This window comes from Nonomuraea terrae, from assembly GCF_044465245.1.
GTDB lineage: Bacteria > Actinomycetota > Actinomycetes > Streptosporangiales > Streptosporangiaceae > Nonomuraea > Nonomuraea terrae.
In genome coordinates this window covers 483,712-496,593 of the sequence record NZ_JBITLL010000004.1, presented here as the reverse complement: position 1 = coordinate 496,593, position 12,882 = coordinate 483,712, and the positions used below count along the sequence as shown (strand labels likewise).

Here is a 12,882-nt window from a genome sequence, read left to right as displayed (position 1 = left end):
GGCGGTCGTCAGGGGAGGAGCGCCGTCAGAGGCGGCGGCACTGGCCTTCCTTGTCGCCGCGCACGGAGTTGTTCCCCCCGGACACTCCGCGGCGGTTGCTCTCGCACTCCAGGTCGCCCCGGACGGCGTTGCGCTGGACCCGCACGCTCCCGCGGTTCTCCTCCACCTCGACGTTGCCGGAGACGCGGTTGCCCTCGACGCGCACCGAGCGGCGGTTGTCCTCCAGCTGGATGTCGCCGTCGACCCGGGTCGACAGCACCGTGACGACGCCGGTGTCCTCGATCTGGATGTTGCCGTCGACCTGCGAGCCGCTGCTCACCGAGACCGAGCGGGCGTCGTCGGCCTGGATGTCGCCGTCGACCCGCACGCCGCGGGCGACCAGGGTGGCGTCGCTCGCCACCTTGACGTTGCCGTCGACCCTGGTGCCGAGAAGGGTGCACCGGGCGCCCTTCGGGACCCGGACGTCGTCGACGGAGGCGGAGCGGATCGTGCCCGAGCAGGTGCGGGTGTCGGCGTGGGCCGGCGAGGCCAGGGCCATGCTCCCGAGCACCGTGCCCAGGACGGCGCCGGCCACGGTCAGCTTGATCATTCTCATGTCGGTCCCCTTCGTCAGCTCCGGCCGGGCTCTCCCCGGCCACCAGAAGCATCTCGACCGGCCATTGCCGTTCCGTGAGACGAGCATTAGAGGGGTCTCATTCAACGCGGGCGCGTTTTTCGCGTCTTTTACGCGTAGGCATGGTGTCAAAATTCTTGCCCCGGCATTCGGGACCCGGACATGGTGGAGGTCGCCGGACGGGTAAAGGAGAAGAAATGACGGCACGACCCCGCCGCAGCGTTGTGCGCCGTCACCATCTCCGGCGACCCGTCCGATGGTGTGTCACGGAGCACGGACACACAGGCGTGGGATGACTCTCCACGCCGCACCGCGAGATCCGCGGTGCCTCCTCGGGGCCTCCCGCGGATGGCGACGATTCCGGATTGTGGCGCAACCGGAATCCCATTGATCGCCGACGTGGGAGGCCTCTTCCCTCTTTCGTGAAGAAGGGCCGATGACCACACCCCAGCCTTCAGCGGTGACCGCCGCCAGGAGCGAGCTCTTCCTGCTGGCCGCCCGCGCCCTGGCCGACCGGCGTGCCGGAGAGCTCGGCGACCGGCTCGCGGGGCCGGTCGCCACGCTGGCCGCCGACGACGCCTGGATGAGCGCGTTCATCGGCTGGACCCGCAGGCAGCCGGCGCTGCGCCTGCTGGCGCTGGCCGCCGCGGCCGAATACCTGCGCACCCGGCTGACCGCCAGGCTCGCCACCTCGGCCGAGGCCCGCCGGCTGGGCGGCGAGGTGCTGCTGCGCCCGGAGGACCCCGGCGACCTGCTGGCCTACCTGATCGGCCGGTACGGCCGGTCGATCCCCAAGCCGATCAGACAGGCCGTCGCGGACGCCGCCGAACGCCTCTACGACGAGCACGCCCTGGCCGTCCACGACACCCCGCGGGCCGCCATGCGCTTCGCCGAGGTGATCGCGCTCACCCATCCCGAACCGTCCGGCAAGGCGCAGAACGACGTCTTCCAGTACGCCGCCCGGCGCCTCAAGCGCGAACGTCCCGTGCCGGAGTCGCTGACGACCCTGCGAGCCCGTGCCGAGCTGCACGACCTGCCGGCCGCCAGGCGGCACCGGGCGCTGGAGCGGCCCGACGCGGCCGCCCTGTTGGCCGTGGCCAGGATGGACTGGGAGCAGGTGGCCGTCTGGCTCGGCGGCGAGATGACCGCCAAGGCGTGGGCGGTGGTGCTGCCGTCCATGACGTACCGGCAGCGGCTGACCGTCCTGAGCGCTCTCGACGGCGCCGGGCTGAGCGGTGCGGTGGCCGACCGGCTCTGCGCGGAGCTCGCCGACGAGATCTCCGTACGGCGGGGCGGCGCGCTGCCGCTGGAGATCCTGGCCGCCTGCCGGGCGGTCCCCGGCTCGCGCTGGTCCGCGGCCCTGGACCGGGCCCTCGGGCACGCGCTGGGCCAGGTGCCCGCGCTGGAGGGCCGGACGCTCGTCCTGGTGGACCGCGGCGCGGCGATGGCCCGCCGCGACGGGGGTTTGACCAGGGCCGACGCCGCCGCGGCCGTCGCCGCCGCGCTCGCGCTGCGCTCGCCGTCGGTGGAGGTCGTCCAGTTCGGGCCCGCGGCCGGACGGGTCGACATCGGCGGCTCACTGCTGGAGTCGGTGGATCGCTTCCACGAGCCCGCGGGCGATCACCCGGCGGCGGAGGCCGTGCACGCCCATGCCGGCGGGCACGACCGGGTGATCGTCCTGACCCATCCGGACGCGGCCGTCGAGCCGGCCGGATCCTGGCACGTCATCACCGACGCCGGCGACGGCTGGTTCGCCGCGATCCCCGCCATCGAGCAGGCCCGCGCCGGCGCGTGCCTGTTCGGAAAGGAGAACGATGTCCAAGCGCGCGCGTAGGAAACGCAGCCGCCGCAAGCACCAGGCCCACCACGGCCACCAGCCCACGAACGGCTGAACCCCGCCGCGGCCCTGACCGCCGCGGCACAGGGCCTCCCGATGCGCTCTTGGCCCCGGCCGCCCGGCACCCGCCGGGTCGCCGGCGGCCGCCCTTCTCGGGAGGCTCTTTCCCATTTCCGAAGGGAGTGCAGGCCGCCATGACCACTCGCGCCTCGACGAACGTGCACACGTACCGGAAAGAGCTCTTCCTGCTGGTGGCCAGGGCGCTCGGGGACGCCCGCGCCCGCGTGCCGTCCGCGCGTCACGTCGCGCTCGCGACCCGGCTGGCCCGCGCCGACGAAGCCTGGCTGGTGCGGATGACCGCCTGGACAGCCCGGCATGACGCGCTGCGCCACCTGCGGCTGGCCACCGTGGCCGAGCTCGTGCAGGCCCGGCTGGACACCGGCGTCACGGGCTCCCGGCAACTGCTCGACCAGTGCCTGCGCCGCGCCGACGAGCCGGGCGAGCTGCTCGCCTACTGGCTCCACTGGTACGGCAGAGCCCTGCCGCAGCCGCTCAAACGGGGCGTCGCGGACGCCGTCGTCCGGCTCTACGACGAACGGGCCCTGGCGACGTACGACAGTCCCGGCGCCTCCCTGCGCTTCGCCGACGTCCTCGCGCTGACCCACCCGGCTCCCGGCGGGCCCGCGCAGGCGGCCGTCTTCCGCCACGCGATCTCCCGCAGGCGCGGCGACTTCGACGACATCCCCGAGTCGCTGCCGCTGCTGCGCGCCCGGCGCGCCCTCTACTGGATCCCGCCCGCCCGCCGCCATGCCCTGTTCGAACGCCCGCACGCCCCGAGCGCGCTCGCCGAAGCCGCCATGAGCTGGGACGCCGTGCGACGCTGGCTGCTCGGCACCATGACCGGCCCCGCCTGGGCGGCGGTGGCCGGGTCGATGCCGTACCGCGACCGGCTCGCCCACCTGGCCGACTTCGACCGCGACGGGCTGGACGCCGAATGCGCCGAACGGGTGGCCCACGAACTCGCGTCGCCCGCGTGCGTGCTGCGCTCCGGCGTGACGCCGCTGGAGGTGTACGCCGCCCTGCGGTCGGTGCCGGGCACGCGCTGGAGCCGGGCGCTGCGGCCGGCGCTGGAGCTGTCGCCGGCCAACGTCCCGGCGCTGGCCGGCCGCACGCTCGTGGTCGTCGACCGCGGCGACCTGATGTCCGGACCCGCGGAGGGCGGGCTGACCAGGGCGGAGGCGGCCACGGTGACCGGGGCCGCGCTCGCCTGCCGCGCCGCCCACGCGCGGGTGGTCGTCCTCGGCACGAGCGAGGTCTCCGTTCTGGTCCGTCCGGGAGAGCCGCTGACGGCCGTGCTGGCCCGCCTCGGCGACGGCGCGGGGGGCTCGGCGAGTCCGGCGCGCGTCATCCGCGAGCACGCCGGCGGGTACGACCGGATCATCGTCCTCACCCACCCCGACCGGGCGGCCGAGGCCGCCGAGGCCGTCGCGGGCCCCGGCCAGGAGCACGTGCTCACCGACGTCACCCCCGGCTCGTTCGCCGCGATCCCGCACGTCGAGATGGCCCGCACCGCGGACTGGCCGTTCTGAAATCGGTCACGCGTCAATTCCGGGTCCGCCGTCGGGTGTGTCTTTTCGTGTCATGAATCCACCGTGAGATGCGACACCGCGGGTTTGAATGGCGTCCACCGTGACGGCATCCGCCGGCGAATGCCGTCATCCATGCGTAGGGATCGCGTCAATATTCGGGACTGGCCCGTATGGAAGCCGTCAAGACCGGCAAAACCGCTTATCACGCGGTATTTCCTTTAGTTTGCAGCCGCCTGCTCAGGCGACTGGAACGTCTTTTCCGAGTTGAGGAGTGGGGATGACCGACGTCATCTTCGTCGCCCTGACGATCGCTTCCTTCGCGATCTTCGGGCTGGTCGTCAAGGCGGTGGAGCGCCTGTGAGCGCCGTCAACGCCACCGGCCTGGTCGTGGTCGCCGGCCTGGTGATCTTCATGGTCGCGGCCCTGCTGTTCCCGGAGCGCTTCTGATGTCGTCGACCCTGGCAGGGATCCTGTTCATCGCGTCCCTGCTGCTCGCCCTGGCCCTGTGCTACAAGCCGCTGGGCGACTACATGTACCGCGTCTACACCGGCACCCGGCATCTGGCCGTGGAGCGGGTGATCTACCGTCTGGTGGGGGTGAAGCCCGACGTCGAGCAGCGCTGGGGCGCGTACGCCCGCAGCGTGCTGGCCTTCTCGCTGCTGTCCCTGCTGTTCCTCTACGCCCTGCAGCGCCTGCAGTCGCACCTGTTCCTGTCGCTCGGCATGGAGCCGGTCGAGCCCGCGCTCGCCTGGAACACCGCGGTCAGCTTCGTCACCAACACCAACTGGCAGGCCTACTCGGGCGAGTCCACGATGGGCCACGTGGTGCAGACCGCGGGCCTGGCCGTGCAGAACTTCGTCTCGGCGGCCGTCGGCATGGCGGTGGCCATCGCCCTGGTCCGCGGCTTCGCCCGCAAGAGGAGCGACACTCTCGGCAACTTCTGGGCGGACCTCGTGCGGGGCACGATCCGCATCCTGCTGCCGATCGCGTTCGTCGCGGCGCTGGTGCTGGTGGCCGGCGGCGCGATCCAGACGTTCGCCGACCACAGCACGTGGACCACGCTGACCGGTGGGGAGCAGACCTTCACCCCGGCCGCGGCCGCCTCGCAGGAGGTCATCAAGGACCTCGGCACCAACGGCGGCGGCATCTTCAACGTCAACTCGGCCCACCCGTTCGAGAACCCGACGTCGTGGACGAACCTGCTGGAGATCTTCCTGCTGACCGTGATCGCCGCCTGCCTGCCGCGCACGTTCGGCCGCATGGTGGGCGACAACCGCCAGGGGTACGCGATCGTCAGCGTGATGGCGGTCATCGCGATCGTCAGCATCGGCGTCACCAACTGGTCCGAGCTCAGCGCGAACGGCACCGTGCCGCAGGCCATCGGGCAGGCGATGGAGGGCCGCGAGGCCCGCTTCGGGGTGTCCAACTCCGGCCTGTTCGCCACCGCCACCACCCTGACCAGCACCGGCGCGGTCGACTCCTTCCACGACTCCTACACCGCCATCGGCGGCGGGATGCTGATCGTCAACATGCTGCTCGGCGAGGTCGCGCCCGGCGGCGTCGGCGCGGGCCTGTACGGCATCCTCGTCCTCGCCGTGATCACGGTCTTCGTGGCGGGCCTGATGGTCGGCCGCACCCCCGAGTACCTGGGCAAGAAGATCGGCGCGCGCGAGATCAAGCTCGCCTCGGCGTACTTCCTCGTCATGCCCGTCCTGGTGCTGGTGGGCACCGCGGTGGCGATGGCGACCAGCAACGGCCGGGCCGCCATGCTCAACACCGGCCCGCACGGCCTGTCGGAGATCCTCTACGCCTACACCTCGGCGTCGAACAACAACGGCTCCGCCTTCGCCGGCGTCAGCGTGAACACCCCCTTCTACAACACCACGCTGGGCCTGTGCATGCTGTTCGGCCGGTTCGTGCCCATCGTCCTGGTCCTGGCGCTGGCCGGGTCGCTGGCCGAGCAGAGGCCCGTCCCGGCCTCGGCCGGCACGCTGCCGACCTACCGGCCGCAGTTCGTGGGCATGCTCGTCGGCGTGACGGTGATCCTCGTCGCCCTCACGTTCCTCCCGGCCCTGGCGCTCGGGCCGCTCGCAGAAGGACTTCTCTAGATGTCAACGCACGTGCTCGAGGCACCCGCGCCCAAGAAGAACGGCCCGGTGGGCGGCGGTCTGCTCGACCCCAAGCAGATGATCCGGTCGCTGCCGGACGCGCTGCGCAAGCTGAACCCGATGACGCTGTGGCACAACCCGGTGATGTTCATCGTGGAGATCGGCGCGGTCTTCACCACCGTGCTGGCGATCGCGGACCCGTCGGTGTTCGCGTGGGCCATCGTGGTGTGGCTGTGGCTGACGGTGATCTTCGCGAACCTGGCCGAGGCCGTGGCCGAGGGGCGGGGCAAGGCGCAGGCCGCGACGTTGCGCGCGGCCAAGCGCGACACCACCGCGCGCCGACTGACGCGCCGCGCGCCGGACGAGTGGGAGGTCGTCGGAGCGACCGAACTCCGTCAGGGTGACGTCGTCGTGGTGGAGGCCGGTGAGGTCGTCCCCGGTGACGGCGACGTGATCGAGGGGATCGCGTCGGTGGACGAGTCGGCCATCACCGGGGAGTCCGCCCCCGTCATCCGCGAGTCCGGCGGTGACCGGTCCGCGGTGACCGGCGGCACGAAGGTGCTGTCGGACCGGATCGTCGTGAAGATCACCCAGAAACCGGGCGAGAGCTTCGTCGACCGGATGATCGCCCTCGTGGAGGGCGCGAACCGGCAGAAGACGCCGAACGAGATCGCGCTGAACATCCTGCTGGCCGCGTTGACGATCATCTTCCTGATCGCGACGGCGACGATGCAGCCGCTGGCGATCTACTCCAAGTCGATCAACCCGGGCGTGCCGGACTCGCTCGCGCTGACGGCGGACGGCGTGACCGGGATCGTGATGGTGTCGCTGATCGTGTGCCTGATCCCGACGACGATCGGGGCGCTGCTGTCCGCGATCGGCATCGCCGGGATGGACCGCCTGGTGCAGCGCAACGTGCTGGCCATGTCCGGCCGCGCGGTCGAGGCCGCCGGGGACGTGTCCACGCTGCTGCTGGACAAGACCGGCACGATCACGCTGGGCAACCGGCAGGCGGCCGAGTTCGTTCCCGTCGCCGGCATCACCGAGGCGGAGCTGGCCGAGGCCGCGCAGGTGTCGAGCCTGGCCGACGAGACGCCGGAGGGGCGTTCGATCGTGGTGTTCGCCAAGGAGCGCTACGGGCTGCGGGAGCGGGAGATCCACGGCGCCGACTGGGTGCCGTTCACGGCGCAGACCCGCATGTCCGGGGTGAACCTGGACGGCCGCGAGGTCCGCAAGGGCGCGGCGACCGCCGTGATGAAGTGGGTGCGCGACGCCGGCGGCCACCCCACCGACGACATCGGCCACATCGTGGACGGCGTCTCCGCCTCCGGCGGGACGCCGCTGGTGGTGGCCGAGAAGGGCCGGGTGCTCGGCGTCATCCACCTGAAGGACGTGGTCAAGCAGGGGATGCGGGAGCGCTTCGACGAGATGCGCCGGATGGGCATCCGGACGGTGATGATCACCGGTGACAACCCGCTGACCGCGAAGGCGATCGCCGACGAGGCCGGGGTGGACGACTTCCTGGCCGAGGCCACCCCCGAGGACAAACTCGCGCTGATCAGGAAGGAGCAGGAGGGCGGCCGGCTGGTCGCGATGACCGGTGACGGCACCAACGACGCCCCGGCACTGGCGCAGTCGGACGTCGGCGTGGCGATGAACACCGGCACCTCCGCCGCCAAGGAGGCCGGGAACATGGTGGACCTCGACTCCAACCCGACGAAGCTCATCGAGATCGTGGAGATCGGCAAGCAGTTGCTGATCACCCGGGGCGCGCTGACGACGTTCTCGATCGCGAACGACATCGCGAAGTACTTCGCGATCATTCCGGCGATGTTCGCCGCGGTCTACCCGGGCCTGGACACGCTCAACATCATGCGTCTGTCGAGCCCGCAGTCGGCGATCCTGTCCGCGGTGATCTTCAACGCGCTCGTCATCGTGGCGCTGATCCCGCTGGCGCTGCGCGGCGTGCGGTACCGGCCGTCGAGCGCCTCCAAGCTGCTGTCGCGGAACCTGTACGTCTACGGGCTCGGCGGCATCGTGGCGCCGTTCGTCGGCATCAAGATCATCGATCTCATCATCCAGTTCCTTCCGGGGATGTCATAAATGGAACGCATGCCCAGCTGGATCCGCCAGCACGTGGCCGCCCTGCGCGCGGTGCTCGTGCTCACGGTGGTCACCGGCGTCATCTACCCCCTGGCCGCCACCGGCGTGGCCCAGGCGGTCTTCAACGGCAAGGCCAACGGCTCGCTCATCGAGAGGAACGGCACGGTCGTGGGCAGCTCGCTCGTCGGCCAGTCGTTCACCGACGCCGACGGCAACCCGATCAGGACGTACTTCCAGTCCCGCCCGTCGGCCGCCGGCGACGGCTACGACCCCACCTCCACGGCCGCGAGCAACCTCGGCCCCGAGGACGTCATCGACACCCTGCCGGTGCCCGGCGCCGAGGACCAGGGCAGGCAGTCGCTGCTCACCCAGGTGTGCGCCCGCTCCAAGGCCGTCGGCGAGCTGGAGGGCGTCAGCGGCGCCCGCCCCTACTGCACGCCGGACGGCGTCGGCGCGGTGCTGAAGGTGTTCCCGGACCGGGCCGTCAGCGTCAACCAGGCCTGCCCGGCCACCCCCTTCATCACCGCCTACCAGGGGCTGAAGGTGGAGTGCGCCCAGCCCGGCGAGGACTACGCGGCGGGCAGGACCGTGCCGATCCGCGGCAACGCGGGACCGCCGGAGGTGCCCGCGGACGCGGTGACGGCCAGCGGCTCCGGCCTGGACCCGCACATCTCCGTCGCCTACGCCGACCTGCAGGCCGCCCGCGTGGCCAGGGAACGCGGGATGCCGGTCGAGCAGGTGAAGGCGCTGATCGGCGAGCACACCACCGGCCGCGCGCTCGGCTTCATGGGCGAGCCCGTCGTCAACGTGCTCGAACTCAACCTCGCCCTCGACGGGTCCTGACATGCGGGGGCGGCTGCGGGTCTACCTCGGCGCCGCGCCGGGGGTCGGCAAGACGTACGCGATGCTCTGCGAAGGCCGTCGCGCCCGGCAACGCGGCCGGGACGTGGTCGTCGGCTACGTCGAGACCCACGGCCGCCCCCGCACGGAAGCCCTGCTGGCGGGCATGGAGGTGATCCCGCGCAAGACCGTGGTCTACCGCGGGGCCACCTTCACCGAGCTCGACGTCGAGGCCGTCATCGAGCGCGCCCCGAAGGTCGCGCTCATCGACGAGCTCCCGCACACGAACGTGCCGGGCTCGAAGAACGCCAAACGCTGGCAGGACGTCGACGAGATCCTCGACGCCGGCATCGACGTCATCTCGACGGTGAACGTCCAGCACCTGGAGTCGGTCAACGACGTCGTCGAGCAGATCACCGGCATCCCGCAGCGCGAGACCGTCCCCGACGAGGTGGTGCGGCGGGCCGACCAGGTCGAGCTGGTCGACATGTCGCCGGAGGCGCTGCGCCGCAGGATGGCCCACGGCAACGTCTACGCGCCGGAGAAGGTCGACGCGGCGCTGGCGAACTACTTCCGCGTCGGCAATCTCACCGCGTTACGCGAGCTCGCCCTGCTCTGGGTGGCCGGGAAAGTCGACGAGCAGCTCGACCGCTACCGCGCCGAGCACGGCATCGCCGCCACGTGGGAGGCCCGCGAGCGGGTGGTGGTGGCGCTGACCGGCGGCCCGGAGGGCGACACGCTCGTCCGCCGGGCGGCGCGGATCGCGGCCCGCAGCAAAGGCGCCGACCTGCTGGCCGTCCACGTGACCAGCGCCGACGGCCTGGCGGGAGCCGATCCGGCGAACCTGGCCCGCCAGCGCACACTGGCCGAGAGCCTGGGCGGCACCTACCACCAGGTCGTCGGCGACGACATCCCGCGCGCGCTGCTCGACTTCGCCCGGGGTGTGAACGCCACCCAGCTCGTCCTGGGAGCCTCCCGGCGCGGCCGGTTCGCGCAGCTCTTCTCGCGCGGCGTCGGAGTCGAGACCATCGCCCGTTCCGGCTCGATCGACGTCCACATGATCACCCACGAGGAGGTCAGGATGGGACGGCGGCGCCCGGCCCGCGCGCGTGCCGCGCTGACCCGCAAGCGCCGGGTGGCCGGCTGGGTGCTGGCGGTGGCCGGGATGCCGCTGCTGACCGCCGCACTCGTGCCGTTCCGCGAGGTGGTGTCGCTGCCGAGCGAGATCCTGTTCTTCCTCTGCCTGACGGTCGGCGTCGCGCTGGCGGGCGGGATGTGGCCGGCGATCACCGCCGCCATCGGCGGGTCGTTGGTGCTGAACTGGTTCTTCACCCCGCCGATGGGCCGGTTCACGATCAACGATCCGGAGAACCTGTTCGCGCTGGTCGTGTTCGTCCTGGTGGCGGCGGCCGTGAGCACGATCGTGGACCTCGCCGCCCGCCGTACCCGGGAGGCCGCCCGGGCGAGCGCCGACGCCGGGGCGCTGTCCACGCTGGCGGGGCACGTGCTGCGCGGCGAGGCCGCACTTCCTTCGCTGCTCGCCCGCCTGCGCGAGACGTTCGCGCTGGAGTCGGTCACGCTCCTCGAGCGCGTCGGCGAACCCGCCCCCGACGACCACGCCGAGCCGGCCGCCTGGCGCGTCGTGGCGACCTCCGGCCCGGCCCCGTGCACCTGCCCGAAGGCCGCGGACAACGACGTGGTGATCAGCGACACGCTGGTGCTCGCGGCGCGCGGCCCGCTGCTGGACGCCAGCGACCGGCCGGTGCTGGAGGCGTTCGCCGCCGAGGCCGCCGTCGCGCTGCGCCAGGAACGCCTCCAGGAGGAGGCGGCCCGCGCCGAACCGCTGGCCGCGGCCGACAAGATGCGCACCGCGCTGCTCGCCGCCGTCAGCCACGACCTGCGCACCCCGCTGGCCGCGGCCAAGGCCGCGGTCGAGAGCCTGCGCAGCCAGGACGTGCAGTGGTCGCCGCACGACCGCGACGAACTGCTCGCCACCGCCGACGAGTCGCTGGCCCGGCTCGTCCGGCTGGTGGAGAACCTGCTCGACATGAGCCGCCTCCAGGCCGGTGTGCTCGGGCTCTCCCTGCACCCCGTCGCGCTGGAGGAGGTCGTGCCCCGCGCCGTCGAGGACCTCGGGCCGCTGCGCGACCGCGTCGAAGGCGACATCTCCGTCGAACTCCCCGAGATCGCCGCAGACCCCGCGCTGCTCGAACGTGTCCTGGTCAACCTGCTGACCAACGCCGTCCGCCACAGCCCGCCCGGCCGGCGGGTCCTGCTCACCGCCAGCTGGCACGGTGAGCACGTCGAGATCCGCGTCGTCGACCGCGGCCCCGGCATCCCGCCCGAGGCCCACGACCGGGTCTTCCAGCCGTTCCAGCGACTCGGCGACCGCGACAACGGCGCCGGCATGGGCCTGGGGCTCGCGCTCTCGCGCGGGCTGACCGAGGCCATGGGCGGCGCGCTCGTCCCGGAGGAGACTCCAGGAGGAGGGCTCACCATGACGGTGATCCTGCCGATCGCCTCCAGGGCGGTGACCCGGTGACCAGGATCCTCGTGGTGGACGACGAGCCGCAGATCGTGCGGGCGCTGCGCATCAACCTGGCCGCCCGCCACTACGACGTCGCGGTCGCCACGGACGGCGCCTCCGCGCTGCGCGCGGCGGCCGACTGGCGCCCCGACCTGATCGTGCTCGACCTGGGCCTGCCCGACCTCGACGGCATCGAGGTCATCCACGGGCTGCGCGCCTGGACGCGGATCCCCATCGTCGTCCTGTCCGGCCGGGCCGGGAACCGCGACAAGATCCAGGCTCTCGACGCGGGCGCCGACGACTACGTGACCAAGCCGTTCGGCATCGAGGAGTTCCTGGCCCGTATCCGGGCCGTCTCCCGCCGCGCCGCCGTCCAGGAGGCGGAGCTCGCCCGCGTCCGGATCGGCGACCGCACGGTGGACCTGACCGGCAAGACGATCTCGGGAGGGCTGCGGCTCACGCCCACCGAGTGGCACATCCTGGAGATCCTGGTGCGCAACCCGGGCAAGCTCATCCCGCGGCGGCTGCTGCTGGCCGAGGTCTGGGGCAGCGGGCACGTCAAGGAGACCCACTACCTGCGCCAGTACATGGCCCAGCTGCGCAAGAAACTGGAACGCGACCCCGCCCACCCGGTGCACCTCATCACCGAGCCCGGCATGGGCTACCGGTTCCGGCCGTGACTCCGGCGCGGTGGTTCGGCTGCGGCTTCCTGGTCGCGGTGGCGAGCTGCGTCATCGCCGTCCTGTCCGCCCCGGACGCCGCGTCCGGCTCCCGGGTCGCCGTGGTCACCCTCCTCGTGCTCCTGTACGCGGTCTGCGTCAGGGATCTCACCGCGGCCGTCGGCACGGCCGTCATGGCGTGGGCGCTCGTGACCGCCTTCTTCCTCGGCACTGAACGGCTCGGCCGCGCCCCCGTCGTCCTGGCGGTGCTCGTGGTCGTCGCGGCGACCGGCACCGTGTACGGCAAGCGCCGTACGCGGTGACCGGCACCGTGTACGGCAAGCGCCGAATTCGGTGACATTGTCCGGCCTCGACACTTTCCGAAACTTTCGGGAAAGTTAACGTTCTCTTCGGGCGCTGACCTGCGCCGGAAAGTCCCCGACCGGCAAGGGGATGAACCGGAAACGTACCAGTTTGCAGCACTCTTGACAGGCCTCAGGAGGGCCCATATGTTGCCGCAATATTAAGCAGATCTTCTTGAAAGTTTCGGCGTCACGCCCCGCGTAACATCCCACGCTCACCTCGCGGCGCGACGCCGGCATAGCG

The 12,882-nt window shown here is 71.8% G+C and carries 10 protein-coding genes; 9 read left to right on the top strand and 1 reads right to left on the bottom strand.

Annotated features, from left to right (window positions below):
• Positions 1-25 precede the first annotated feature (25 nt).
• Complete coding sequence (locus tag ACIBP6_RS20595; protein ID WP_397054312.1) at positions 26-595, bottom strand: hypothetical protein; 570 nt, start codon at positions 593-595, stop codon at positions 26-28.
• A 454-nt stretch (positions 596-1,049) separates the two neighbouring features.
• On the opposite strand from ACIBP6_RS20595, the gene ACIBP6_RS20590 reads away from it, so the two are divergent.
• From ACIBP6_RS20590 to ACIBP6_RS20550, 9 genes are all read left to right on the top strand, one after another.
• On the top strand, positions 1,050-2,447 hold the full coding sequence (locus ACIBP6_RS20590; protein ID WP_397054310.1) for a TROVE domain-containing protein: 1,398 nt from the start codon (positions 1,050-1,052) through the stop codon (positions 2,445-2,447).
• 197 nt (positions 2,448-2,644) lie between these two features.
• On the top strand, positions 2,645-4,039 hold the full coding sequence (locus ACIBP6_RS20585; RefSeq protein ID WP_397054308.1) for a TROVE domain-containing protein: 1,395 nt from the start codon (positions 2,645-2,647) through the stop codon (positions 4,037-4,039).
• Between the two features lie 357 nt (positions 4,040-4,396).
• Positions 4,397-4,486: a K(+)-transporting ATPase subunit F gene (gene kdpF, locus ACIBP6_RS20580; RefSeq protein ID WP_080045909.1), complete on the top strand. Its 90-nt coding sequence runs from the start codon at positions 4,397-4,399 to the stop codon at positions 4,484-4,486.
• Positions 4,486-6,147: a potassium-transporting ATPase subunit KdpA gene (gene kdpA / locus ACIBP6_RS20575; RefSeq protein ID WP_397054306.1), complete on the top strand. Its 1,662-nt coding sequence runs from the start codon at positions 4,486-4,488 to the stop codon at positions 6,145-6,147. Before kdpF ends, kdpA begins: the two co-directional genes overlap by 1 nt.
• The gene (kdpB, locus tag ACIBP6_RS20570; RefSeq protein WP_397054304.1) at positions 6,148-8,250 is read left to right on the top strand and encodes a potassium-transporting ATPase subunit KdpB; all 2,103 of its coding nucleotides are present in this window, start codon (positions 6,148-6,150) and stop codon (positions 8,248-8,250) included.
• The gene (locus ACIBP6_RS20565; RefSeq protein WP_397054303.1) at positions 8,251-9,093 is read left to right on the top strand and encodes a potassium-transporting ATPase subunit C; all 843 of its coding nucleotides are present in this window, start codon (positions 8,251-8,253) and stop codon (positions 9,091-9,093) included. It abuts the gene before it with no gap.
• 1 nt (position 9,094) lies between these two features.
• Positions 9,095-11,632 (top strand): sensor histidine kinase, encoded by a 2,538-nt coding sequence (locus ACIBP6_RS20560; RefSeq protein WP_397054302.1) that lies wholly within the window; start codon positions 9,095-9,097, stop codon positions 11,630-11,632.
• The gene (locus ACIBP6_RS20555; protein ID WP_397054301.1) at positions 11,629-12,297 is read left to right on the top strand and encodes a response regulator; all 669 of its coding nucleotides are present in this window, start codon (positions 11,629-11,631) and stop codon (positions 12,295-12,297) included. Before ACIBP6_RS20560 ends, ACIBP6_RS20555 begins: the two co-directional genes overlap by 4 nt.
• A complete protein-coding gene (locus ACIBP6_RS20550; RefSeq protein ID WP_397054300.1) occupies positions 12,294-12,599 on the top strand; it encodes a hypothetical protein in 306 nt (101 codons plus the stop codon). The genes ACIBP6_RS20555 and ACIBP6_RS20550 overlap by 4 nt, the downstream gene beginning before the upstream one ends.
• The last annotated feature ends 283 nt before the right edge of the window (positions 12,600-12,882 follow it).